The sequence below is a fragment of the Pauljensenia sp. 20925_1_25 genome (assembly GCF_041433955.1).
In the GTDB taxonomy this organism is placed as follows: Bacteria; Actinomycetota; Actinomycetes; order Actinomycetales; family Actinomycetaceae; genus Pauljensenia.
In genome coordinates this window covers 13,398-38,823 of sequence record NZ_JAPWCL010000014.1, presented here as the reverse complement: position 1 = coordinate 38,823, position 25,426 = coordinate 13,398, and the positions used below count along the sequence as shown (strand labels likewise).

The 25,426-nt window shown below is 66.8% G+C and carries 13 protein-coding genes; 11 read left to right on the top strand and 2 right to left on the bottom strand.

Annotated features, from left to right (window positions below):
- Positions 1–82: 82 nt before the first annotated feature.
- A complete protein-coding gene (gene metG, locus O3932_RS07255) occupies positions 83–1,924 on the bottom strand; it encodes a methionine--tRNA ligase (RefSeq protein WP_314569571.1) in 1,842 nt (613 codons plus the stop codon).
- A gap of 127 nt (positions 1,925–2,051) precedes the next feature.
- Here metG and O3932_RS07250 point away from each other — a divergent pair, with 127 nt between their 5' ends.
- Positions 2,052–2,609 (top strand): isochorismatase family protein, encoded by a 558-nt coding sequence (locus tag O3932_RS07250; RefSeq protein ID WP_296503428.1) that lies wholly within the window; start codon positions 2,052–2,054, stop codon positions 2,607–2,609.
- Positions 2,610–2,790: 181 nt separating this feature from the next.
- On the opposite strand, the gene rsmI is transcribed toward O3932_RS07250, so the two are convergent.
- On the bottom strand, positions 2,791–3,708 hold the full coding sequence (gene rsmI / locus O3932_RS07245) for a 16S rRNA (cytidine(1402)-2'-O)-methyltransferase (protein ID WP_371537352.1): 918 nt from the start codon (positions 3,706–3,708) through the stop codon (positions 2,791–2,793).
- 160 nt (positions 3,709–3,868) lie between these two features.
- Here rsmI and O3932_RS07240 point away from each other — a divergent pair, with 160 nt between their 5' ends.
- Genes O3932_RS07240 through O3932_RS07195 form a run of 10 tightly spaced genes read left to right on the top strand, consistent with a single transcriptional unit; the run spans position 3,869 to position 25,352 of the window.
- Positions 3,869–9,904, top strand: coding sequence for an Ig-like domain-containing protein (locus O3932_RS07240; protein ID WP_371537350.1), 6,036 nt, complete (start codon positions 3,869–3,871; stop codon positions 9,902–9,904).
- A 45-nt stretch (positions 9,905–9,949) separates the two neighbouring features.
- A complete protein-coding gene (locus O3932_RS07235) occupies positions 9,950–10,915 on the top strand; it encodes an AAA family ATPase (RefSeq protein WP_371537347.1) in 966 nt (321 codons plus the stop codon).
- Between the two features lie 5 nt (positions 10,916–10,920).
- On the top strand, positions 10,921–12,234 hold the full coding sequence (locus O3932_RS07230; RefSeq protein ID WP_371537344.1) for a DUF58 domain-containing protein: 1,314 nt from the start codon (positions 10,921–10,923) through the stop codon (positions 12,232–12,234).
- Complete coding sequence (locus tag O3932_RS07225; RefSeq protein ID WP_371537342.1) at positions 12,231–14,651, top strand: transglutaminaseTgpA domain-containing protein; 2,421 nt, start codon at positions 12,231–12,233, stop codon at positions 14,649–14,651. The genes O3932_RS07230 and O3932_RS07225 overlap by 4 nt, the downstream gene beginning before the upstream one ends.
- Positions 14,644–15,873: an FHA domain-containing protein gene (locus O3932_RS07220; RefSeq protein ID WP_371537339.1), complete on the top strand. Its 1,230-nt coding sequence runs from the start codon at positions 14,644–14,646 to the stop codon at positions 15,871–15,873. Before O3932_RS07225 ends, O3932_RS07220 begins: the two co-directional genes overlap by 8 nt.
- Positions 15,866–16,774, top strand: coding sequence for a PP2C family serine/threonine-protein phosphatase (locus O3932_RS07215; protein WP_371537336.1), 909 nt, complete (start codon positions 15,866–15,868; stop codon positions 16,772–16,774). The genes O3932_RS07220 and O3932_RS07215 overlap by 8 nt, the downstream gene beginning before the upstream one ends.
- Complete coding sequence (locus O3932_RS07210; RefSeq protein ID WP_371537333.1) at positions 16,767–18,611, top strand: FHA domain-containing protein; 1,845 nt, start codon at positions 16,767–16,769, stop codon at positions 18,609–18,611. Before O3932_RS07215 ends, O3932_RS07210 begins: the two co-directional genes overlap by 8 nt.
- The gene (locus O3932_RS07205) at positions 18,611–20,143 is read left to right on the top strand and encodes a serine/threonine-protein kinase (protein ID WP_371537330.1); all 1,533 of its coding nucleotides are present in this window, start codon (positions 18,611–18,613) and stop codon (positions 20,141–20,143) included. Before O3932_RS07210 ends, O3932_RS07205 begins: the two co-directional genes overlap by 1 nt.
- On the top strand, positions 20,140–20,910 hold the full coding sequence (locus O3932_RS07200) for a hypothetical protein (protein WP_371537327.1): 771 nt from the start codon (positions 20,140–20,142) through the stop codon (positions 20,908–20,910). Before O3932_RS07205 ends, O3932_RS07200 begins: the two co-directional genes overlap by 4 nt.
- Complete coding sequence (locus O3932_RS07195) at positions 20,907–25,352, top strand: FtsK/SpoIIIE domain-containing protein (RefSeq protein ID WP_371537325.1); 4,446 nt, start codon at positions 20,907–20,909, stop codon at positions 25,350–25,352. The genes O3932_RS07200 and O3932_RS07195 overlap by 4 nt, the downstream gene beginning before the upstream one ends.
- The last annotated feature ends 74 nt before the right edge of the window (positions 25,353–25,426 follow it).

Below are 25,426 nucleotides of genomic sequence, written 5' to 3'. Positions count from 1 at the left end.
CGGGACACATCTGTCCCGCCCGCGCGCTGTCAAACGTACGCCACAATTGTTACAAAGGGCGATATTTCAAGGAAAACCCAGATCAGGCACCCGTCACGTCGTCGGGGTGAGCGTCCGCGTAGCGGGCAAGCTCCTCCTCGACGATCGCTTCGTCGAGCTTGACGAAGACGGGCGTGGGCTTGGCGATCGGAGTGCCCACGGTGATCGCGTGGCGCTCCCAGGTCGGCACGTTCGTGTAGTCGCCCGTGATGATCGGGTAGCCGCTTCGGCCTTCGAAGTCGGCAGGCAGGACCTGCGGGTCGAGCTCGGCGACCTCCTCGATACGAGGCATGGGTGCGATCTCGCCGCTGCCTCCCATGACGCGGTCGATGTCATTGGCCGCGTGAGGCAGGAACGGGGAGAGCATAAGGTTGAGGTCCGCGACGGCCTGAGCGAGGGTCCACAGCACGGTCGCGAGGCGCTCGCGCTCCTCGGGGGCCTTGAGCTTGAAGGGGGCCGTGTCGGTCACGTACTTGTTGGCCTCGCCGACCAGGCGCATGGCCTCGGACAGCGCCGCCTTCTGGCGGTGGTGGCGGATCAGGTTGCCGACGGTCTCGAAACCGGCCTCGATGGCGTCCAGGAGGGCGCGGTCGATGTCCTGCAGCTCACCGGGGGCCGGAATCTCGCCGAACTTCTTGGCGATCATAGAGGCCGTGCGGTTGACCAGGTTGCCCCAGCCGGCGACGAGCTCGCCGTTGGTGCGGCGCACGAACTCGGCCCACGTGAAGTCGGAGTCCGAGGTCTCGGGGCCGGCCGCGCTGATGAAGTAACGCAGGGCGTCGGCCTGGTAGCGCGAGAGGAAGTCACGCACGTAAATGACGATGCCGTGCGAGGAGGAGAACTTCTTGCCCTCCATAGTAAGGAACTCAGACGAGACGACCTCGGTGGGCAGGTTCAGGACGCCCAGGTCACCGGGAGCGCCCCCCTTCGCGCCCTGGCCGTTGTAGCCGAGCAGCTCGGCGGGCCAGATCTGGGAGTGGAAGACGATATTGTCCTTGCCCATAAAGTAGTAGGACAAGGCCTCGGGGTCGTTCCACCACTTGCGCCACGCCTCGGGGTCGCCGGTGCGGCGCGCCCACTCGATGGAGGCGCTCAGGTAGCCGATGACGGCGTCGAACCACACGTACAGACGCTTGGTGGGCTGGTCCTCCCAGCCGGGGACCGGAATGCCCCAGTCGATGTCGCGCGTCATGGCGCGGGGGCGGATGTCTTCCAGGAAGTTCTGGGAGAACTTGATGACGTTGGGACGCCACGTGCCCGACTGCTCGCGTTCATCCAGCCAGGCGGACAGGGCATCAGCCAGGGCGGGCAGGTCGAGGAAGTAGTGGACGGACTCCACGAAGTTAGGGGTCTCACCGTTGATGCGCGAGTGCGGGTTGATGAGCTCGGTCGGATCCATCTGGTTGCCGCAGTTGTCGCACTGGTCGCCGCGCGCCCCCTCGGCACCACAGATCGGGCAGGTGCCCTCGATGTAGCGGTCGGGCAGAGTGCGGCCGGTGGACGGGGAGATGGCGGCTCGCGTGACCTGCTCGATCATGTAGCCGTTGTCGCGCACGGTGGCGAACATGTCCTGGACGACGCGGTAGTGGTTGCCGGCGGTCGTGCGGGTGAACAGGTCGTAGGACAGGCCGAGGGCCACGAGGTCCTCGACGATGAGGCGGTTGTTCTGATCCGCGAGTTCGCGAGCGCTCATGCCCGCGCCGTCGGCGGCCACCAGGATCGGCGTGCCGTGCTCGTCGGTGCCGGACACCATGAGCACGTCGTGCCCGGCCATTCGCATGTACCGGGAGAAAACGTCGGAGGGGACACCGAATCCCGCTACGTGGCCAATATGACGGGGGCCGTTGGCGTAGGGCCATGCGACGGCGGACAGAATACGACTCATAGTCACTAACAATACTGCCTGGCACGCTCGAAGGGGGAATTGGCGGCTTGTTGCGGGATAGCCACGCCCTCCGAAGGAAGTCACCGTGGTGCTATCCTGGCGAAAACGCCACATTCATGGAGGAAACATGACCCGCGCGCTCATTATCGTCGATGTTCAGCCTACGTTCTGCGAGGGCGGTGCCCTCCCGGTGACGGGAGGCAACGCGGTCGCGGAGGCCGTAGCCGCCTACGTGGAGGCCCACCGCGGGGACTACCAGCTGATCGTGACGACGCAGGATTGGCACATCGATCCGGGCGCGCACTTCTCCGAGACGCCGGATTTCGTGGACACGTGGCCCCCGCACGGCGTGGCGGGCACGGACGAGGCCGAGCTGCATCCGGCGCTCGCGAACGTGAACGCGGACGTGACGGTGAAGAAGGGCCAGTACGAGGCCGCTTACTCAGGCTTCGAGGGAACGACCGAGGACGGCAAGACGCTGGAGGAAGCGCTGCGCGCCGCCGGCGTCACCGAGGTGGATGTCGTGGGCCTGGCCGAGTCGCACTGCGTCGCATGCACGGCCGTGGACGCTGTCCGCGCCGGATTCCCCACGCGTGTCCTGCGCGAGCTGACTGCCCCCGTCTCCGAGGAGCTGGGCGCGCAGGCCCGCGAGTGGATGATGACGGAGGGCGTTCTGCTCGTCTGAGGCTCGGGTGCTGCCACATCGCAGCCGGTAGGCGCACGCTTGTGGATAGCTTGCGCACGTGCGGATAGGAAACAGGGCATCCGGATAGGTTATTAACCTATCCACGAGGCGATAACCTATCCAGCTAGTCATTTCCTATCCGCGTGGGCCACGCTGATCGCAGATCCGCGCCCGGGCCTCGTCACTTCGCGGCGAGGGCGGCCTTGTAGAGGTCGTTCTTGCGCGCGCCCGTTGCGGCGGCGACCTCGGCGGCGGCGTCTTTCAGGCGCATGCCCTCAGCCGCGAGCGCAAGGACCGCGCCGACGTGGTCTTCGGCGCGCGCGCTGTGTTCGTATCCGGCGACGACGATGGTCACCTCGCCAAGGATGTTGTCCGCCCCCTCCGCGAGTTCCCCGAGCGTGCCGCGGCGCACCTCCTCGTAGTCTTTCGTGAGCTCGCGGCACAGGGCTGCGCGGCGGTCGCCGCCCAGCACCTCGGCCATGCGAGAGAGCGTGGCGGCTGCGCGCCTGGGGGACTCGAAGAAGATGAGCGTGTGTGGGTCGGTGGCTAGGTCCTGCAGGTAGCGCGTGGCTTCCCCGTCCTTGCGCGGCAGGAAGCCTTCGAAGGCGAAGCGGTCGGAGGGCAGGCCGGACAGCGCGAGGGCGACGAGCGGCGCGGAAGGGCCGGGCAGGACAGAGAGCGGGACGCCCGCGTCGATGGCGGCGCACGCCAGACGGAATCCCGGGTCGGAGACGGTGGGCATGCCCGCGTCGGACACGAAGACGACGCACGCCCCTCCCCTGGCCGCCTCGACGATGCCCGCGGCCTTCTCGGCCTCGTTGTGGTCGTGCAGGGCGATCAGGCGACCGCCCAGCTTGATACCCAGGCGCGAGGCCAGTGCGAGCGCACGGCGCGTGTCCTCAGCAGCGATGATATCTGCTTCCTCGAGCGCCGCGACGACGCGGGGTGAGGCGTCGCGCACGTCACCGATGGGGGTGGCGGCCAGCAGGATGGAACCGGGATCCTGCCGGTAGGGCTGGGGTCCGCGCCCGCCGAGGGTCGTCGGGGACGAGGCCTGGGCGGGTTCGGCGGGATGGGTCTGGTCGGTCGCGGCTTCCATGCCGGTATCGTCTCACTGCTTTCCGGTGCGCGCACGACGCGGGTTCACTCGGGAGCACAGGACTGTACGAGAAGTTGTACAAGGGGAGAGCCAAGCGCTCCCAAGGGTTGACGTAGCATGAGATAGATACCCATTAACGTGTTGCTCTCGGAGTCTCAGCATGCGTATTCGACGCCCCAAGAAATCAGCGCTTACCGGCGCTGTCGCCGCCCTCGGAGTCTGTTCGGTCGTGCTGGCGTTCATCGCCCCCGGCGTTGAGGAAACCAAGGTCGACCTCAACGACGGTGGCGTGTGGGTCACCAACGCGAAGCGCGGCATCGTCGCACACGTGAACGTTCCCGCCCGGCTCATGGACGCGGGACTGCACGCAGCCTCCTCCACCTTCGACGTCTTCCAAAACGGCGAGCAGGTCCAGCTCTCCGATCAGGTGGCCAACACGCTGGCTCCCATTGACGTCACAACGGCCACCTTGACGTCGGCAGTGGACTACCGTGGAATGACCACGGACGTGCGCGGCGGCACGATCGCGGTCACGGACGCGCCCAACGGCAAGGTGTGGGCGCAGCAGGCTGACCACCCCGCGCCCATCAACGCGGACGATGCGGACGCCAGTATTTCTGACGTGCCCGGCGCAGTCACGACCGTGGACTTGGAGGGCAACGTGCACGCGGTGTCCGCCGAGGCCGGGCGCGTGACGTCGTTGCTGAAGCGCGGCGCGCTGACGGACACCAAGACCACACCCCTGACGGGCGTGAGCGCCACCGACTACCTGCAGATCGCGGCCGTCGGAACCGACGTGGTCGTCTGGGACCAGGACACTTCCACGCTCTACCTGCCGGGCGGCAAGACGCAGCGCATTGACGGTGAGCGCGTCGTCCTCCAGGACACCGGGCCGAAGACGAACGAGGTCCTGCTCTCCTCCCCCGACGCCCTCATCAGGGTTCCCATTGGCGGCGGCACGCCCACGACCGTGCCGGCGCCCGCCCCCGGAGGCTCCCCCACCCGCCCGGTAGCGCACAACAAGTGCGCGTACGCGGCCTGGTCGGTGACCGGTGCCTTCGTGAGGGACTGCCCCTCCGAGGCCGACGACCGGGAGATGGTCGTCGACAGCCTGGCCAGCGCCGAAAAGGCCATTTTCCGCACCAATCGTGACGTCATCGTCCTCAACGACATCGAGAAGGACGGCCTGTGGCTGCCCGACTCCGACATGATCCTGGTCGACAACTGGGATCAGCTGGAATCGAAACTCGAGTCTGAGAAAGAAACCGAGGACCAGTCCGTCGACGACATCGACAACACGGTCGCACCCGACCGTAACCAGGACAACACGCCGCCCGAGGCCGTGGACGACGACTTCGGGGTGCGCGCGGGAAAGACCGTGATCCTTCCCGTCCTCATGAACGATTCCGACGCCGACGGCGACTTTATGACGGCCTCAGCGCTCACGCAGCCCTCCCTCGGGCAGGTCAGTGTCGCCCGAGAGGGTGCGGCCCTGCAGATCGCCGTCAACAGGGACGCGTCGGGCACGTCGACCTTCGATTACGAGGTCTCGGATGGGCGGGGTGGAACCGCGCAGGCCCACGTGACGCTGACCGTCCACGGCGACGACGTCAACGAGGCGCCCGTGCAGAAGATCGTGCCTTCCGTGTCCGTGGGCCAGGGCGGTCGGACCACCGTCAACGGGCTGACGAACTGGGTGGACCCCGACGGAGACCCCTTCTTCCTGTCTGGCGCGACCGCCCCCACGGGGATGACGGTGAACTCCCACGAGAACGGCAACGTTGAAATCATCGATGCCGGGCACGCGCCCGGCAAGGACGCGGTTGCGATCAGCGTGTCCGACGGGCGCGACGCGGGCGACGGCTCGATTAACGTCACCGTCAAGGAAAGCGCCAATGAACCGCCGGTCGCAAACGCCGACCACCTCGTCGTGCGCGAAGGCGCATCCGCGTCGATCTCGCCGATGGCTAACGACACCGACCCCAACTCTGACACGCTCAGGCTCGTCTCTGTGGACGACGTGCCCGCCGGCATCACCGCCGTGATGGATTCGACGGCGGGGACAATCACGGTGGACGGCAACACCGTCGGCACCTACTACCTGTCGTACACGATCACGGACGGCCCCACGACGGCGACCGGCATCATCCGCGTGGACGTCGCCCCCACCGGTTCCGACCTGCCGCCCAGCACCGAGGACGACCTCGGGGTCCTGCCCGACGGCGGGCAAGTGCTCGTGGACCTGCTGGCCAACGACTCGGACCCCACCGGCGGCGTCCTCACCGTCCAGCAACTTGACGTGCCCACGGGTTCACCGCTGGCGGTCGCACTCGTCAACCGCCAGATGGTGCGCGTGACCGCACCCTCCGGCCTCTCAAACCCCGCATCGTTCACCTACACGGTGTCCAACGGGGTTGCCACGGCCTCGGCGACGGTGACGATCCTGCCCGCCCCCGCCAACACCGAATCCGCGCCGCCCGAACTGAACGACGATTCCCTGGTCGTGCGCGTCGGGGACGTGGCCTCCGTGTCGGTCCTGGACAACGACCGCTCCCCCGCGGGGCTCAAGCTCACGGTCTCCAGCGAACTCCAGCACGAGATCCCCGCCGACCTGGGCAGTGTCTTCGTCTCGAATAACGTCGTGCGCGTGCGCGGCGGCTCCCGGCCCGGTTCGGGGCGCATCGTCTACACGGTCTCCGACACGGTCGGTAACGTCGCCTCGGCCGTCGTCAACCTGACCGTCGTCGCCATGGACGAGGACACGAACACCGCGCCTCGCCCGAAGGACGTTGTCGCCCGCACCGTCGCCGGGCACAAGGTCACGATCCCCATTCCGTTGGAGGGCATCGACGCCGAGGGCGACTCCGTGACGCTCGTCGGCATGGCCTCGTCGGCGCGCCTCGGGACCGTCACCCAGGTGGGGTCGAACTTCGAGTACACGCCCGGCAACGACGTCCAGGGAACGGATTCCTTCACCTACGTCGTCGAGGACGCCCTGGGGAAGCAGGCCATCGGCGGGATCCGCGTCGGCGTCGCGCCTCGTCCCTCCCTCAACCAGGCGCCCGTCGCGATGCCGGACTCCGTGAGGGTGCGTCCGGGCACCAAGGTGTCAGTCGCCGTTCTGGCCAACGACATTGACCCCGACGGCGATCCCCTGACCCTCGCGCAGGGGTCCGTGTCCGCGCCCTCGGGCATCGACGTGACGGAGCGCTCCGGGCGCATCGTCTTTACGGCGCCCCAGCAGGAGGGCACGCACGTGATCTCCTACGCCATCGAGGACGGGGCTGGCGGCCGCGCCGAGGGCGTGTGCTCCGTCGTGGTCACCCCCACCGCACCGCTCCTTGCTCCCATCGCCCGCGACGACGAGGTGTCCCTGGCCGACGTGCAGGCGGCCTCCGGGTCCGTCTCGGTCGACGTGCTGAGAAACGATGAGGACCCCGACGGCGACATCCAGGACGATACGCTCTCCAGCCCGGATTCGGGCATCGGCACCTCCGGCGAGACCCTGACGATTCCCCTGTCCCCGAAGCCGCAGACCGTCATCTACACGGTGACCGACCACGACGGACTGTCCGCGTCGGCTGTTGTGCGCGTGCCCGGAACCGAGATCACCCGGCCAACGCTGGATACTCGCGCCCTGCCGATCAAGGTCACGGCCGGCGTCACCAAGGAAATCGCGCTCAACGACTACATTCTGACCAGGTCCGGGCGCTCCGTTCAGCTGACCGGCGATTCCAAGGCCAGCGCCGGCCTCGGCTGGGACGGCTCCACACTGGTCAAGGACACACGCACGCTCACCTACACTGCGCTGGAGGACTTCTCGGGCCCAACCTCCATCATCGTGGAGGTCACGGACGGCTCTGACCCCTCCGACGCGACGGGCATCGTGTCCACGCTGGCCCTGCCCGTCCTGGTCGAATCCGCCCACAATCGCCCGCCGCGCATCGTGCCGACCCGCGTCGACGTCGCCGCCGGCGAGGACGCCTCCCAGATCGCGATGGACCAGTGGGTCAGCGACCCCGACGGCGACGACCCGGCGGGCATGACCTACACGATCACAGATAAGCAGGTGGAGGGCGTCAGCGCCTCCGCCTCCGGCTCCACCCTGTCGGTGTCCGCCGACGCCGAGGCGCCCAAGGGCCAGGCCGGGCAGCTGACCATCGAGGTCACCGACCAGCAGGGCGCTTCGGCGAGCGCGAGCGTGCCCGTCAACGTCATCGCGTCCTCCAAGCCGCTCGTGCAGACCAGCCCGGGCCAGATAACCCTCAAGGCCGGGGAATCCAAGACCGTCGACGTCTCCGAGTACGCGACCAACCCGCTGGCCGACCAGGGGCCCCTCACCATCATGGGCGACCCGGTCACCTCCGCGGGCGGCAGCGCCACGGCCTCGGGGTCGACCATGACCATTCAGGCCGACGCTGGCTTCAACGGCTCCTTCACCGTGACCTACCGCGTGCAGGACGCTACCAAGGACGTCGAGCGCGAGGTCCAGGGAACGATTCAGGCGACCGTCCTGGATAAGCCGGGAGCACCCACCGGCGCGACGGCGGTGTCCAACAGCTCGGGCACAGCCCTCGTGTCGTGGAGCGCGGGCGCGACGGGCGGATCCCCCATCACGTCCTTCACCGTCACCGACCACACGCAGGGTGACTCCAAGTCCTGCGGCGCGGTCACCCAGTGTCTCTTTGACGGACGCACGAACGGCACCGAACACACCTTCTCGGTCACTGCAACGAACGAGGTCGGGGAATCCGATGCCTCCAACCAGACGAGCGTCCTCATCGACGGCAAGCCCGAAACACCCGGCGCGCCCACCCTCAAGCCCGGCAACGGATCCATCACCGTGTCGTGGACACCTCCGCTCAACGACGGCTCAGCCCTGGAAGGCTACGACGTGGAACTCTCGCCCGGCGGCGTGCAGCACGTCGGCGCAAACGAGACGTCCCTGACGATCTCTTCCCTGTCAAATGGCTCCGAGTACAGGGTCAGGGTCAAGGCTCGCAACAAGACCCAGGAGTCCGAGTGGTCGCCCTACTCCCAGAGCGCGACGCCCTACGGCGCGCCGGGAGCACCGACAGGCGTCAGCGCCACCTACTCGGACGGCTCCGCACAGGTCACGTGGAACGCACCGAACAACACCAACGGACGCGACATCGAGTACTACGAGGTCAGCGCGGGCGGCGGACAGACGATTCGCGTCAGCGCTCCGCTCACCTCCGCGTCCCTCAACGTTGGGTACTCCGAGCAGCAGGTCTCCATCAGTGTCGCCGCGGTCAACGACTCGAACGAACCCACCGGACACACCTCGACCACTGCTACGACCACCGTGTGGGCTGTCGGAGAAGTCAACGCTCCCTCCATCACCTCCGTTGCAGCCACGGGCAACTCGAGGGAAGTCAAGATCGGCGTCGAGTTCCAGCCCGGAAACGGGTGGAGCAAGGGCGACGTCACCGGCTACGAATGGGCGGTGGCCGGGAGCGGCGTGTGGCAATCTCTGCCCACGGGCGGCGGCACCGTCACCGGCTCGACCCTCACGGACGGAACTGAAACAACTATCAAGGTACGGGTGCACGTCCGCAAGGGCGGCGACGGCGCTGAGTCCTCCGCGGAAGCCAGCGGCGGTAGCGTGACCCCCTTCGGTCCCCCCGCGACACCAAACGTGTCGTGTCAGCCCGGCGGAACCGGATGGGTCAATTGTTCCTGGAGCAATGCAAACGACGGCGGCAGGAGCGCAAGCCTGGTCCTCACCGGAGCTACAAATGAAACCATTGGGAACACCCGTGACGGACACCGCGAGTTCAACGTCGGCGAAGGCAACAGCGCGCAGCTGTGCGTCAAGGCCGTCCAAACCTCAAGTGAGGTGGGAACACGCGAGACCAGTCAACAGTGCGCAAGTGCCACGGCCCCCAGGTACGCCCGTAACGTCGCCGGATACATGGGCGGAGTTGGTCAATGCAAATACGGCTCCTGCGGAGCGGCTCCCCACCATAAGCAGGGCCTCAGACTGACGAATTGGCCTCCTAACTCGTCAGTGACCTGCAGCATCGACTGGGCCGGATCACCCGCAACCGTAACGGTTACAACGAATGGCAACGGCGATTGGGAAGGCGAACCGAATTGGAACTACCGGGGGATGAGTATCTACCTCGTACAGACGTACTCCGCTAACTTCAACGAACACTTCGACTGCCACTAGGCCGACCACAGCATCAAAGAACCCACAGCACAACAAAGGACAACAATGGAAGTCACCGAAGACAACGCTCACTGGTTCGCGGACTCTTTCACGAGGATCACGGACAACGTCGGCAAGGCCCTCCTGGGTAAGGAAGACGTCATCCGCTTGGCGCTGACCTGCATGTTCGCCGAAGGGCACCTGCTCCTCGAGGACGCGCCGGGAACCGGCAAGACGGCGCTGGCGCGCGCCATCGCCGCCACCGTGCACGGCACGCATTCGCGCATCCAGTTCACGCCCGACCTGCTGCCCTCCGACATCACAGGCGTGACCATTTACGACCAGCGCACGGGCTCGTGGGACTTCCACAAGGGCCCCATCTTCGCTTCGATCGTCCTGGCGGATGAGATCAACCGCGCCTCGCCCAAGACCCAGTCGGCTCTGCTGGAGGTCATGGAGGAAGCGCAGGTCACGGTCGACGGCGTGCGCCGCGAGACGGGACGCCCCTTCATGGTTATCGCCACGCAGAACCCCGTCGAGCAGGCTGGCACCTACCGTCTGCCCGAGGCGCAGCTGGACCGCTTCCTCATGAAAACCTCGATCGGCTACCCGGGCCGCGAGGCCGGCATCGACGTCATCCTCGGGTCGGCTGCTCCCGACCGCACGCGCGCCCTGTCACCCGTGATCTCCACGAAGGCAGTCGCTGACATGGCGGATCTGGCGGCCAACAACTACGTCGACCGTTCGATCGCCGCCTACGTGCAGGACCTGTGCGAGGCGACGCGCGCCGACTCCGAGGTCCGCATCGGTGTGTCCACGCGAGGTGCGATCGCGATGATGCGCGCGGCGCGCGTGTGGGCGATCGCCCAGGGACGTAACTTCGTGATCCCCGATGACGTTCAGGCCCTCGCCGCGCGCGTGTGGGCGCACAGGCTCGTCCTGGACCCCGACGCCGAGTTCGGCGGAGCCACGCGCGAGGGCGTTATCGAGCGGGCGCTGGGAGCGGTCACCGCCCCGGTTATGAAGGGCTGAGGACAGTGGCACCGCGTTCCGTCGCCGACAAGCGCCACCTGCGCGACCGCCTCGACGCCGTCACACGCGCACGCGTCGCTCTCGCGCGTGCGTCGGCGGCGGTCGCTTTCTCCTGGAGGCGCGTGATCATCGCGTTGCGCCGGGTCCCCGGCCTGGGCGCGTTCCTGCGACTCCTGTCGTCCTTGACCCCGCTCGGCTGGGGGACGGCACTCGTAGGAGCGGGTGCCACGTTGGCGGGCGTCTTATTCTCGTGGGTCGAGGCCGCAGTCCTGGGCTTCACGTGCCTCACCCTGGTGACGCTGTCCCTCCTGTGGTCCCTGGGCCGGGCCGGACACGCCGTCACGCTGCAGCTCGCCAACACGCGCGTGACGGTCGGTGAGAAGGCGCTCGGTGCCCTGACGATCTCCAACCCCACGTCCCGCCGCCTGCGCGCCGCCATGGTCGAGCTGCGCGTCGGCGCGGGCGCAAACTCTTTCCTGTGCCCGGCCCTGGGCCAGAATGAGAGCCACGAGGAGGTCTTCGCAATCGCGACGACGAGGCGAGGCATCGTGGCCGTCGGCCCCGCCTCCACGATCCGTGGCGACGGCCTGGGCCTGGTCCGCCGCGTCCAGACGTGGTCCCATGCCACCGAGCTCTACATCCACCCGCGAACGGTCGCCATGAATGCCTCGACAGTCGGTTTTATCCGCGATATCGAAGGCGCGACCACGCAGGACCTGTCCTCCGCTGACGTGTCCTTCCACGCCCTGCGCGAATACGTCCCCGGCGACGACCGGCGCGCCATCCACTGGCGTTCCACGGCGCGCGTCGGCAAGCTCATGGTCCGCCAATTTGAGGAAACGCGCCGATCCCACCTGCTCATCGTCCTCGACCTGGACACCGACGCGTGGGCAAGCGACGAGGAGTTCGAGATCGGCGTCTCCGCGGCGGCCTCCATGGCGCGCGCGGCCCTCGTCGATGCGAAGGAGGTGTCGGTGCACACCCAGGTCGGCCACCTCAAGACCCCCACCCCGATGCACGCGATGGACTCCCTGTCCGGCGTGGAGCGCGTCCTGGGCGCCGAACGCATCAACGCACTCACTCAGCGCGCCGGGACTGAGGCCTCCCATGCCTCGACCGCCGTCGTCATCTCAGGATCGCGCACGCGCCTGGCCGACCTGCATGCGGCACTCACGCGGCTCCCCCTCGACATGGTGATCACCGGTGTCCGCATCGACATGGCATCCGCCTTTGAGCTGCGCACCCTCGGCAACACGCCCGTCGTCGTTGCTCCGACCCTGGATGAGTTCGCCATCGGAATGTGGAAGGCCCTCGGATGACGACGTACACCTCCCCCACGATCCCCACTTCCCGGCGCTCCTTCGACACGCTTGCGGTCGTGTCGCTGCTCGTCGCGGCGGCCCTCATTCACGGTCCGGTCTTCGGCGGACACGCAGGCTACGTCGCGGCCCTGGGTGGCCTCGTCGTAGGCCTCCTGGTCGCCGCTCTCACGGCCGCGCTGCGCGTGCGCGCCATCGGGTCCACGCTGGCACTCGCCGCCGCCTACCTGCTGACCGGCGGGGCGCTGGCACTCCCAACGACGACCCTCTACCACGTAGTGCCCACGCAGCGAACAATCCAGATGCTCGTCATCGGCCTCATCACCTCGTGGAAGGACCTGCTGACCGTTCAACCACCCGCCGGGATCTTCGTAGGTCCCGCGATCATGCCGTTCCTGAGCGCCCTGGTCGCCACCTTCGTCGCGGTCACCATCGTGGTGCGCACCAAGCGACCGCTGTGGGCACTGGTGCCCGTCGGCGTCCTGGCGCTCCTCGGCATTATCTGGAGCTCTCAGAAGGCACCGCTTGCCCTGCCGATCGGCCTGTTCAGCGTGGTCGTGGGCGTCGGCTGGTCCGCACACGTGGCGGGTCGCGCACGCCGCGAGGGCGGCCGTGGGATCGTCGAGTTCAACGAACGTACCACCAACCCTGCATTGCGCCGAGGCATTGGCGCGGTCACGCTGATCGCCCTGGCCCTCGCGGTCGCCGTCCCCCTGACGCGCCTCGTCGTCACGGATTCGCACCGCACGGTCGCGCGCGACTACATTGAGCCGCCACTCAACCTCCAGGAGTATCACTCCCCCGCCACGCAATTCCGTTTCCTCAACACCACCGACAAGGACACCGATCTGCTGACGGTGGACGGGCTGCCCGAGGGTGGCAGGCTCCGCCTCGCGACCCTCGATTACTACGACGGAACCGTCATCCAGATCGCAGCGAATGCCAACGGGTCTGGCTTCCGCCACGTCGGTACCACCTTCTTCGAGACTCCAACGCCCGCCGATGCCTCGACCGTGACCGTGCGCATCGACGGTTACTCGGGGAACTGGGTGCCTACAATCGACGGTGTCCGCTCATTGGAGTACACCTCCGAGCGGGCGTCCCAGCTGGCGGACGCGCTCTATTTCCACGACCGCCTGGAAACCGCGCTGTCCACCGTGCGACTCGCGCAGGGAGACTCCTACCGGGTCACCGGCGTGGTGACGCGTCAGTGGAGCGACGAGGAGCTCGAAGGCCGAGCGTTCGCGCGCACGACGTCAGCAGCCGACGAGGGAGTCCCCTCCGAGGTCGCCGACGCCGCCACGGAAATGATCGGCGACGCCGCGCCGGGTATCGCGCAGGTCCGCGCCATTCAGCGCACCCTCCACGACGAGGGGTTCTACTCCGATGGCTCCGACCAGCTTTCCCTGCCGGGCCACCGCACCTCACGCATCGAGGACTTCCTGAGCGCCGATCAGTTCATCGGCGACGACGACCAGTACGCGGTCGCGATGCTGCTCATGCTGCGCTCTCAGCAGATCCCCGCCCGGATCGTCATGGGTTTTCACCCGGAGACCCCGGCCTCGGGACCGGTGACGATGACAGGCAAGGACACGCACCTGTGGGTCGAGGTCCCCTTCGAGGGCGTCGGATGGGTCCCATTTGACCCGACTCCCCCGCGCGACCAGGTGCCTCAGACGGAGGTCCCCAAGCCCAAGCCCGATCCGAAGCCCCAGGTCCTCCAGCCGCCGGACCCACCGCAGGATCCGGCGGAGCTTCCGCCGGACACCTTCGACGACTCGGACGATGACGAAGACGGCTGGCCCGCGTGGATCGGTATCCTCCTGGCGATCCTGGGGTGGGGCGTCATGGGCATCCTGGTGCTCTCTCCGATCTGGGGTCTGCTCCTGTTCAAGGCACTGCGTCGACGCCGCAGACGCACTCAGGGGTCCGACGAGGAACGCGCCGCGGGCGCATGGGAGGACGTCGTCGACTACGCGACGGACACCGGCCTGCGCGTGCCCCTCGGGGCGACCCGACTCACCCAGGCGCGCGCCATCGACGCGCGCCTCGAGGACCGCCGCGCAGACATCCCAGACGACACTGGCTTCCACCGGTGGGACGAGCAATGCACCGACCTGGTGTCCATGGCCCGTTCGCTCGATTCTGTCGTCTTCTCCGACGCGGGCGGTCAGGGGCGCGGTGCCGAGCGTTCCTGGGAGATCAGGAACGAGGTCGTGGCCGCGATTTCGGGGAAGACGCCCTGGTATCGGCGCTACTGGGCGTTCCTGTCGACGCGTTCCCTGCGGATGCGCCGGGTTCCGCTGCGCGTGCGCCTCGACTCCCTCGGCGAACTGCTCGCCCAGTGGCGTGCGCGACAGACAGAGACAGCGGCTGACGGCGAAGCAACACCTCTGAAAGGCACGGACAATGTATGAAATGACGGTTCCGGGCAAGCCCTCGGTCGAGGTTCCCGCACACCTGGCGGGGACGGTCGCGGTCAGCCTCGGGCGCCGACTGGCGTGGCGTATTCTCGCCATCATCATCTACGGCACGCTCGATGTGTTGCTGACCCTCGCCCCCTTCTACTTGCTGGTCATCTACAGGATGTCACGGGATGCGTTCAACACACTGAACATTGTTACTGGCGTGATGGCCTTCGCGTGGCTTGGCTTTGTGGTCATCAGGCTCGTGCGCACAGGTGCGAGTCCTCTCATGGGGCTGACCGGCGTGCGGTGGGTCCGCTACGACACGGGTGTCCCCGCGGGGTGGGCGGGCCTCGGCAAACTCCTCCTGCAGGCCTTCATCGGTACGCTCACCTTCGGTGTCGGTTCCATCATCATTTGCTTCGCCAGCATGGACGAGATGAACCGGACGTGGTTCGACCGCACGCTGGGTATCGTCCCGATTAACACGAGGGCCGGACGCGACCCCTATAGGACAGCCGCGCCCGAGCCGGAGGCGGAGCCTGAGCCGGTGGTCCACCCATGGAACGCGACGGCCTCGGCCGCCGCTTCCCTGCCGCCCGTCCCCACCGTGCCCGCCCAGGAGAAGGAGACGGCAGAGGTGCCGTGGGGAAGTGCGATTCCCGATCCGAATCCGGCGTTCTCCCCTGCTCCCTCGCCTGCGGCGAGCACGCCCGCGCCGTCCTCGGACTACATCGGAACGACGCCGTGGTCGAGTTCTGGCGCGGTTGACGCCTCGCCCACCCCCGAGCTGGACGCGCAGCCGCTGTCTTTCACCCCGCCCTCGTCCTCGTATTCGGGGAGCGGGCCGGCCGCCTCCTACTCCCCCGACGAGGAGGACGACCGCACGCAGCTCGGGGTGCGCTACGACACGGCTCGGGTCACCTTCGACACGGGCGTGGACTATCCATTCGGCGGCTCGATCGTGCTCGGGCGCAACCCGGTCGCCCCGGCCTCGCGCCCCACTGCCTCCCCCGTGCCCGTCAATGACCCGGATCGGACGGTATCGAAGACTCACGTCGTGCTCACGGCGACGCGTGAGGGGGTTCTCGTCGAGGACCTGCACTCCACCGGTGGCACGGTCGTCGTGCGCGCCGACGGCCAGGAGACACCTGTCGTGCCCGGTTCCCCCGTCGTCGCGGCGCCCGGAGACACCGTCCGGTACGGGCAGCGGAGCGTGGTCATCAATGGGTAACGAGTGTGTCGAAGCGGTCGGCCCCGGGGGTTCTCGGGTCGTCGTCGCGCACGCTGCCCGCACGGATGTGGGACGCCGCCGCACGCACAACGAGGACTCGTGGGGGGCTTCCTTCCCCACCTACTTCGTGGCGGACGGAATGGGAGGAAACGACGCGGGCGACGTCGCCTCTCGGGTCGTCGTCGACACCGTGTGTGACTCGTTGGCTCCGGGCGAGTTCACCACCCCCGCCCTACTCTCGGCCGCGGTATCCCGCGCGGCGTTGGCAGTCGCGGCTCTGGGAACGGGCTCGCGGGCACCGGGTTCAACCCTGACGGGCATCGCCTTCCAGGAGTACCGGGGTAAGCCCTGCGCCGCCGTGTTCAACATCGGAGACTCGCGGACGTACCTGCTCTCCGAGGGGAGCTTCGAGCAGATCTCCGTCGATCACTCCGAGGTCCAAGAACTCATTGACGCGGGTTGCGTGACCGACGTCGAGGCCCGCGCGCTGCCCCGCCGAAACATCATCACCCGCGCGCTGGGAGCCGGATCCACCCATGACGTGAGCGCCGACATTTTCATGGTTCCCGTGCACCGCGGCGACCGGTGGGTGATCTGCTCCGATGGGCTGTCGGGAGAGGTGACGGACGCGCTCATCGAGATGATCGTGCGCCACGTGAAGGACCGCGAGCAGGCAGCCGACGAGTTGATCGCCCAGGCGCTGGGCGCCGGCGGCAAGGACAACGTCACCGTCGTCATCGTGGATGTCCTCGAGGCCGAGCCCGAGTGGGGTCAGTCGAGTACCGGCGACGAAACCGTCGATAACGACGTGACCGTCAACTCTGCCGGAGACGCGGACTCGCAGCCGATGGAGACGCATCAACTGGCGGATGCAACGCGAGTGGAGGAACAGCATGCGTAAACGTACGTGGACGCCGGGTGGCTATCCCGCCGCAGTGACCGAGCGCGGGATTGTCGCCCTCGAGCCCGGCAATGAGGCGCTTGCCCAGCGATTCTGGGAGCTCATGCTGGAGGGCGCGGACCTGGCTGTCCTCCTCCAGGAGCTGACCTCCGCCTTCGCCGCCAACCTGGCCGCGCTGCCGAGTTTCGTCGCGCTCATCGACGAGTCGAGCGAAGCACACATCGCTGTCCGCGGAGCTTTCGAGGTCGTCGTCGACGGGCCGGAGGGGCCGACGTCCGTGAGCGGGGGCAGCGTCATCACGTGGTCTGAGCACCGCTTCCGCACGCATTCCGGCTGGCGGATCGCCACGCCGGTGGACGGCCCCGCGTCCGAGGCCTGCCGGTGGCAGGTGATCAGCGCCGTCCTGCCCGTGGCCACGCTCGCGTCGGGCACGGTCGGTGAGGTAGCGTGCGGCACGCCTGCCGATTCCCCCGTCGAGTCCGCAGGCTGGGACGAGGTCTCCCCCGCTTCCTCCGGGCCCACTTCCTCCGCGAGCGCCGACGATGCTTCCTTGTCTGCCGAGGACAACGATTCCCCCGCCGCTGCCTTCTTCGCACAGTTTGCGTCTCCGTCCGACGAGGAGGAGAAATCCCAGCCGGAGGACGCGGCGGCAGAACCTGTGATCGCTGAGCCGACGTCCCTGGACCCCGATCCTGCCGGCGACGAGCCATCTGGCTCAGAGGCCTCGGGAGAAGAAACGCAAGTCCCCTGGTACGAGCGCGAGGACGAGACACCCGAGCCTGACCCCGTGGACGAGGCCGAAGACGCCGCCGACGACACGCCGCCCTTCGAAGCGACCGCTGACGATGCGGCGGACGACCCCCTCGAGCTGGAAGCGGAGGATGGCGTGCGTTCCCGCTTCGAATACCTCTACGGTGCCGAGCGTCCGGAGTATTCCGTCGAGCAAGCGGCCGTCAGGCAGGTTCAAAACTCCGATGTCATCGACGACGACCCTGTCCCCGAGCCCCCGTCGTTCGCCTCCCAGCCTGAGGCAGAGCACCGGGAGGCCCCCGTGCCCGTCATCGATGACCCGGTCCCGCCCGTCCCCGGCCCGGCGGTCTTGGATCCGCCTGTCTCGGCACCAGAACGCGAGGCGCCGCTCGACCTACCACCGGGCGCCTTCTTCATCGATTCGGTTCCTGGACTCTCGCCAAGTACGCCCCCCGGACCGGTGGAAGCGCCGAGCGCCGCCTACCAACGGCTGACGGCAACGCCGACCGAGGGTGACCACGACGGAAGAACTGCACTCCCGGAGCGTGCCCGCGAGCTGCGCGAGTACGCCCGCCGGGTCGCCGCCGACACCGCGCCGGACATGCCCGCGGCGCAGTCGTCCCAGACCGCGGTCGGTCCGCAGGTCCTGGCCGTCCTGTGCGAGAAGGGGCACCCGAACCCGACCCACGCCTCGTCGTGTCGCATCTGTTCGTCTCCGCTGAGCAACAGCTCCGTCACCGTCCCGCGCCCCGACCTGGGACGGATCGTCCTGTCGACGGGGGAAGAGGTCGCGCTCGATCAGGACATCATTATCGGGCGACGTCCCCGCTCGACCCCGAGCGCCGGTCGCGCCCCCGCTCGGCTGGTCATCGTCCCGAGTCCCGGCAAGAAGATTTCTCGCAGCCACTGTGAGCTGCGGATCGACGACTGGGACGTGCGGCTCCACGACCTCGGCTCCCAAAACGGCACTCTGCTGATGCGCCCCGGGCAGGCCCCCGTCCGCCTGGACGGGTCTGCGGCCATGGTCCTCAAGCCGGGGAACGTCGTGGAACTCGGCGAGAACATCTCATTCCGGATGGAGGCGTAATGCGACAACCACTCGATCCCCCGGCAATCCCGGGCGCAACGTTCGTCCGTCACCTCGGCACGGGCGGTTTCGCCGACGTCTACCTGTTCCGCCAGCAGATGCCCCAACGCGACGTGGCGGTCAAGGTCCTGCGTCCGGATTCCAACGCCCAGGCCTCGGCGGCCTTCGACGCCGAGGTAAACCTGATGGCCCAGGTCGCCAATCACCCGTCCATCGTGTCCTTCTACACGGGGGGAATCGCGGACGACGGTCGCCACTACCTGGTCATGGAGTACTGTCCGCCGCCTCACCTGGGCCGACGTTCCAAGGAACACCGCATCCCCGTGGCCCAGGCCCTCGACGTCGGCGTGCGCATCGCTGGCGCGGTGGAGACGCTCCACCAGCGCGGGATCATCCACCGCGATATCAAGCCCACGAACATCCTGTTCACCCAGTTCGGGCACCCCGTCCTCAGCGACTTCGGCGTCGCCGCGCAAACGGGAACGGGCGAGGAATCCCCGGGCGGTTTCTCCGTGCAGTGGGCGCCGCCGGAGCAGCAGGACGGCACGGGCCCCTTCGGTCCCACGATCGACGTCTATTCCCTGGCCGCCACCGTGCACGGTATCCTCACAGGCCACTCCCCCTTTGAGATTCCCGGAGGGGACAACCGCGATCTCTCCGTACTCAACCGCGTGCTGCGCTCCCCGGTGCCCGCTATTGGCCGTACCGACGTGCCCGCGGAGCTCGAGCGCATCCTCGCGATTGCGATGTCCAAGGACCCCAAGCGGCGCTACCAGTCGGCGCGGGAGTTCGCCCTCGCGCTTCAAAACGTGCAGTCTTCGCTGCGCCTGACCCCCACGCCCTTCGAGGCAATGGGGGTGGAAGCGCCAACCGGGACCTTTGAGGATGAGGAGGGGGACGAGACCTGCGCAGCGCCCATCGCCGTGTTCTCCTCCCACGCCCCGGCCTCGGCCACCCCGGAGGAGGAGGACGACCGCACGGTCGCCGTCCTGGCGAAGGTGGACCCGGCCCCGGCTCCGGCAAGCGCGCCGCAGAGCGGTCCCGCGAACGCGGTGTCCACGCGTGAGAACGCGCCTCGGGCCTCTGAGACGGACGAGGCCGAGGAGGCTCCCTCCAGGGGCTTCGGCTCGGTCGTGGCTGGGTTCCTGCTCGTGCTTCTCCTCGTTAGCGGCGTCGCCTTCGGCGTGTGGACGGTACTGCGCGGCGAAGGAAGCACGGTGGCTCCGGCCCAGTCCTCGCCTGATGCGCCTCCACTCGACGGGCTGCCCTCCGCCAACGCGAACGCGTCGATTACCGGCCTGGCGGGCACGGTCACCCCGGAGGGCGTCACCTTCACGTGGGACGCGGCCGTCGCGGGAACCACGTACCTGTACCACGTCGAGGACCCCAAGGAAGACCACCCTGTGCGCCAGACGAAGGAGACGACGGTCACCGTTCCGGTCGTGCCGGGGCGCACCTGCCTGTCGGTCGCCGTGCGCAATTCGGACGGGCGCTCCTCGAACGAGGCCATCGAATGTGTGGAGACGCCATGAGTGCGGCGAATATCCAACCGACGTCCACCGAGGACGTATCCGCGGTCATCGACTACTGCGGCGAAATCTACGAGGTTCGCGCCGACCAGGAGTTCCTGATCGGCCGCGAGGCCGACCTGTGCATCGACGACAACCCCTACCTGCACCGCAGGCTTGTGCGGGTCAGCTGCCACGACGGCCTGTGGTGGCTGGACAACATTGGGTCGCGGATTGCGGTCACCGTCGCCGACGCCTCGGGGTCCATGCAGGCTCGGGTCGGGCCCGGGGCGCGCATCCCCCTGGTCTTCGAGTCGGCCGTCGTCGTGTTCGCGGCCGGGCCAACGACCTACGAGTTCTCCATCACCGTGCGCGGGACGACATTCCGCAGCTACGCTGCCCCCACCGCCGACACCGGCGAGGCCACGGTCGGGGAAGCACGTTTCACGCCGTCGCAGTACCTGCTGATCCTGGCGCTGTGCGAACCCTGGCTGACGCAAGCAGGTTCCGGCGCGACCGATATCCCGCGCAATGCCGAGGCTGCTGCGCGGCTGGGGTGGCCGATCACCCGCTTCAACCGAAAGCTCGACAACGTCGCCGACAAGCTCGATCGGATGGGAGTGCCCGGCATGCGGGGCAGGCCGGGGTCGCTGGCGACGCACCGACGCGTTCGGCTCGTCGAATACGCGGTCGCGGCGCGGCTGGTTTCCAGCAGCGACCTGTATCTGCTTGACGACGAGAAACGACGCAACAGCACACCCGATGCACTCACCGGAAAGGACCGGCGATGAAGATCAAACTGACACTGCGCGGGCGTACCCGCGAGGATATCGACCTGCTGGTCACCACCGATGCAACGGCGACGGTCGGAGATGTTGCTGCTGTCCTCGCTGCCGCTGGTCCGGAGGGTGCCGCTCCGGCGATCGATCCCGAGTCGGTCACCCTGAGAATTCTCGATCCCATCGGTGGACGAGTCGTGTCTGTGTTGCCTTCGACAGCATTCGTGACTGAGACTGTCCTCCACTCAGGTTCCCTCATCGACATCGCTTCCACCGATGGCTCGGTCCCCACGGGCGGAGTCGCTGGTGAACTCCGAATCCTCGCGGGCCCCGACAAGGGGATGCGAGTTCCCTTGCCCTTCGGCGGTACGGTTATTGGGCGTTCTCCATCCTGCGCGATCACCCTCGCTGATCCCCGCGTGTCCAAGAAACACGCGCGCATTACCGTTGGATCGGGAATCGAGATACGAGACCTCAACTCAGCCAACGGCACTATCCTCGGCGACCAGCGCGTGCATAAGGCGAGGGTGAAACCAGACGACATCGTGACCCTGGGTGACACGCAGATCCAGCTCATCCAAACACGGCAACCCGAGTCCGTTGGCGAATCCACCGACATTGCGTTCAACCGTCCCCCTCAAGTGCTCCCTCGAGTTGGAACACGCCGATTCAAGCTGCCAGATCTGCCCGAACACCCCGAACCCACGCGTTTCCCCGTAATCGCGCTGCTGATGCCCCTCGTCATGGGCGCTGTCATGTTCGCTATCACCCGCCAGCTCTACTCGGTGCTCTTCGTCGCCCTCAGCCCGTTGATGATGCTCGGTTCGTCGTGGGATCAAAAACGCCAGGCTAAGAAAGCTCTGGAAGTAGAGCGCCTGCACTTCGATCAGGCGCTGAAGGCAATTCGCGAGGAACTCCAGGCACACCAAGACGCTGATCGGGAGGCCCGCCACTCGCAATTCCCCCCGATCGATCAGGTGATCGCGGGCGCGCTGCGCAGGGATGGTTCCCTGTGGCTGCGCCGACCCGAGCATCCGGAGTTCCTCAAACTCCGGCTGGGAATCGGCACCGATCTGTCGAAATCAGAGTTCGAAGACCACGGGAATCGAAAAGGATTACCCGACTGCCTCGAGCGTGTTCGACAGCTGCGCGCAGAGTTCTCGACGATCTCCGATGTCCCCGTCGTCGCGGACCTACGTGCCGCTGGGAGCCTGGGACTGTGTGGTGCAGGCAGCTGGCTCGAACAGGTCCAGATGGCAATCGGTGCCCAGATCGCCGCTGAATACTCCCCGGCCGAGGTCGTCACAGTGTGCATGACGTCCAACTCACGTGTGGGTGTCTGGGATTGGCTCGAATGGCTCCCTCATGCAGCGTCCCCGCATTCACCGCTCGGCTCATCTATTCACCTCGCGGCAGATTCTCCTTCATGTGCTTTGCTTCTCGAGGCGTTGGAAGGAGTGCTCGAGGCCCGAATCAGCCACGGGCAGAGCGCGTCATCGGATTCCCCGTCACGGTCACCTCGGGAAAGCGGAACGCCACTCGATGCTGGGGTCTCTTATCCGAACATCATCCCCGCCGTTATCGTCTTCGTCGACGACGCTACCACCGACATCGCCCGCCTCAACCGCATCGCCGAACTCGGCCCCGATCACGGGATCTACTTCGTCTGGAGCGCCTCCAATTTTGCCAATCTTCCCGCAGCATGCCGCTCATTCGTCGCTGTTGAGGAACGAACCGCGTCAATCGGCGACGTCTCCGGTTCCCGTGTCCTGTCCGGCATAGTTGTGGACCGCGTCGGCCGACAGGACATCATCCGCCTCGCCCGCTCGCTCGCACCTGTTATCGACGGCGGAGTGCCTGTCGACGACGACTCGGATCTGCCCGGCGCGATCTCATACGTGACCCTCACCGGCAAGGAACTCGCGGATAACCCGGAGGCAGTCATCGAGCACTGGCGTGCCTCCCATTCGATCATCGACCGCACACCCGGGGCCCTCCACACACCAGTCCCGGAGATGTCCATGGCGGCGTTGGTGGGTATGGGAGCCGGGGCCCCACTGCATCTCGACCTGCGTACCCAGGGGCCACACGCCCTAGTTGGCGGTACGACGGGTGCTGGCAAGTCCGAGTTTCTCCAGGCATGGGTTCTGGGCATGGCTCAGACGCTCTCCCCCGACCGTTTGTCTTTTCTCTTCGTCGATTACAAGGGCGGCTCAGCCTTCGGCCAGTGCACCGAACTCCCGCACTTCGTCGGCCTGGTCACGGACCTCTCCCCCTTCCTCGTCCGACGAGCCCTCACATCGCTGCGCGCAGAACTCACCTACCGAGAGAGGCTGCTCAACAGCAAGGGCGCCAAGGACCTCGTCACCCTGGAGAAGTCCGGAGACCCCGACTGTCCGCCGTCCCTGATCATCGTCGTCGACGAATTCGCAGCCCTGGTCAGCGAGGTCCCCGAGTTCGTCGACGGGGTCGTTGACGTCGCCCAGCGTGGACGTTCCCTCGGCCTGCACCTCATCCTCGCGACGCAGCGTCCCTCGGGCGTCATCAAGGACAACCTTCGAGCGAACACGAACCTGCGCGTCGCCCTACGTATGGCAGACACGGACGACTCTCAGGACGTTCTCGGAGACACCATGGCTGCTCACTTCCCCCAGTCTGCGCCCGGCCGCGCCGCCGCAAAGACCGGTCCCGGACGTATTTCCGTGTTCCAGAGCGGTTACCCGGGGGCGAAAACAGTTGAGGACGTCAAGACCGTCTCCGTCGAGGTGGAACAGCTCGGGTTTGGTCTGACTCCTAAGTGGCACACGCCGAAGCTCCCCCGTCCGGGCGACGACGTCGCCACGGATATTCAACGCGTCGTCGCAACCCTTAAGAGCGCCGCCGCGATGGCTGGCATTCCGCAGCCGCGTAAACCTTGGCTGTCCGAGCTTGCGCCCACCTACGACATTTCGGAACTCAAGCAGCGACGTGACTCCGAGCTGGTCCTCGGTGTTCTTGACGCACCCGCCGAGCAGGATCAGATCACCGAGTATTTTTTGCCCGATAAAGAAGGCAATATCGCCTACTACGGAGCATCGGGTTCCGGCAAGACGCAAGCGCTTCGGTCGCTGGCCGTCGCGGCAGCGATCACTCCTAATTCCGGACCTGTTGAGGTGTACGGACTCGACTTCGCGGGCGGCGGCCTCGACATGATCAAGGTGATGCCGCACGTTGGTGACGTCGTTCCCGGGGACGACGAGGAACGCGTTACGCGTCTGCTCACCTTGATCGGCTCCATTGTCGACGACAGGGCAAGCCGATATTCGAAAGTACGCGCTTCCGACTTGACCTTCTACCGAAAGATTTCCGGCAAGAAAGACGAGCCTCGCCTGCTCCTTCTCGTCGACGGGATCGGTGCTTTCAGCGAGGAGTACCAGTCCACCACCGCCAAGGCACGGCTCTGGACCCGCTTCCAGCAGATCCTCCTCGACGGTCGCGCAGTCGGCGTCCACGTCGCTGTCACCGCGGATCGCACGCAGGCGATCCCTACCTCTCTCGCCTCAAACTTCCAGCGCAAGATCGTCCTACGAATGACCGATGAGGAGTCCTACCTCAACCTCGGCCTCCCCAAGGACGTGCTCACCCCCACGAGTCCCCCCGGACGCGCCATGCAGGTCGGCAACCCCAACGTGCTGCAGTTGGCTGTTCTGGGCAGCAACGTCAATCCCCTCGCCCAAGCCCGCATGATGGAAGAAATCGCGTCGATCGGTGTGCTGCGCAACCGGGTTCGACCGACGCCAATCGGTTCCCTTCCCACCCTGGTCACAGCCGATTCGATCCCCGCCTCGCTCAATGGGTACCCGGTCATTGGTATGGAGGCGGAGGCCCTCGCGCCCCTCTCATTCAGGGCTGTCGGCACACTCGCTATCGGTGGAGGCCCACAGACCGGCCGTTCCAACGCGCTAGCGTGGTTGGTCCATACCCTCCATGCAACGTACCCGTACTCGCGGTTCCTGCACGCATCATCCGGGCGCTCCACGCTGGCGGAGGATCCGGTGTGGGAGTCGACTGCTCGCGGCGCTGATGCCGTTGCTGAATTGTTGACCGCGTCGGAACCCTTCTTCCAGGCACCAGCCCCTGAGGATGCCCCGGGAGTGGTTCTCGTTATTGAAGGGCTGGGTGACTTCACCTACGGAAACGCAGATCAACCAATCCAGAACGCTATCGTGGCGGCCAAACAGAACGGGCATCTCGTCATCGCCGAGGCGGATCTGCCCGGGTGGTCACGTTCAGGTTCGCTCGGCCAGTTGATGCGAGGTGGGCGTGCAGGCTTGGTTCTGTGCCCCTCGCTCGGGGATGGCGATGGGGTTGTTGGCACGCCGATTCCTGGTTTGCCCGGACGCGAGATGAGTCCTGGCCGAGGATTCTTTACACAGAACGGAAAGATCTGGAAAGTCCAGCTCCCCCGCATGTGACACGACATGGGGACTAGTCCCCATTGCCAGTAACTATCAGTATTGCCAAAATCAATAACGAGGGGAAACCCACA

Excerpts from the sequence above, each read along its gene's own strand:
- O3932_RS07235 (WP_371537347.1), top strand. The coding sequence starts at position 9,950 with ATGGAAGTCACCGAAGACAACGCTCACTGGTTCGCGGACTCTTTCACG.
- rsmI (WP_371537352.1), bottom strand. The coding sequence starts at position 3,708 with ATGGAAGCCGCGACCGACCAGACCCATCCCGCCGAACCCGCCCAGGCC.
- O3932_RS07210 (WP_371537333.1), top strand. The coding sequence starts at position 16,767 with ATGCGTAAACGTACGTGGACGCCGGGTGGCTATCCCGCCGCAGTGACC.
- O3932_RS07240 (WP_371537350.1), top strand. The coding sequence starts at position 3,869 with ATGCGTATTCGACGCCCCAAGAAATCAGCGCTTACCGGCGCTGTCGCC.
- O3932_RS07205 (WP_371537330.1), top strand. The coding sequence starts at position 18,611 with ATGCGACAACCACTCGATCCCCCGGCAATCCCGGGCGCAACGTTCGTC.
- metG (WP_314569571.1), bottom strand. The coding sequence starts at position 1,924 with ATGAGTCGTATTCTGTCCGCCGTCGCATGGCCCTACGCCAACGGCCCC.
- O3932_RS07225 (WP_371537342.1), top strand. The coding sequence starts at position 12,231 with ATGACGACGTACACCTCCCCCACGATCCCCACTTCCCGGCGCTCCTTC.
- O3932_RS07195 (WP_371537325.1), top strand. The coding sequence starts at position 20,907 with ATGAAGATCAAACTGACACTGCGCGGGCGTACCCGCGAGGATATCGAC.
- O3932_RS07215 (WP_371537336.1), top strand. The coding sequence starts at position 15,866 with ATGGGTAACGAGTGTGTCGAAGCGGTCGGCCCCGGGGGTTCTCGGGTC.
- O3932_RS07250 (WP_296503428.1), top strand. The coding sequence starts at position 2,052 with ATGACCCGCGCGCTCATTATCGTCGATGTTCAGCCTACGTTCTGCGAG.
- O3932_RS07220 (WP_371537339.1), top strand. The coding sequence starts at position 14,644 with ATGTATGAAATGACGGTTCCGGGCAAGCCCTCGGTCGAGGTTCCCGCA.
- O3932_RS07200 (WP_371537327.1), top strand. The coding sequence starts at position 20,140 with ATGAGTGCGGCGAATATCCAACCGACGTCCACCGAGGACGTATCCGCG.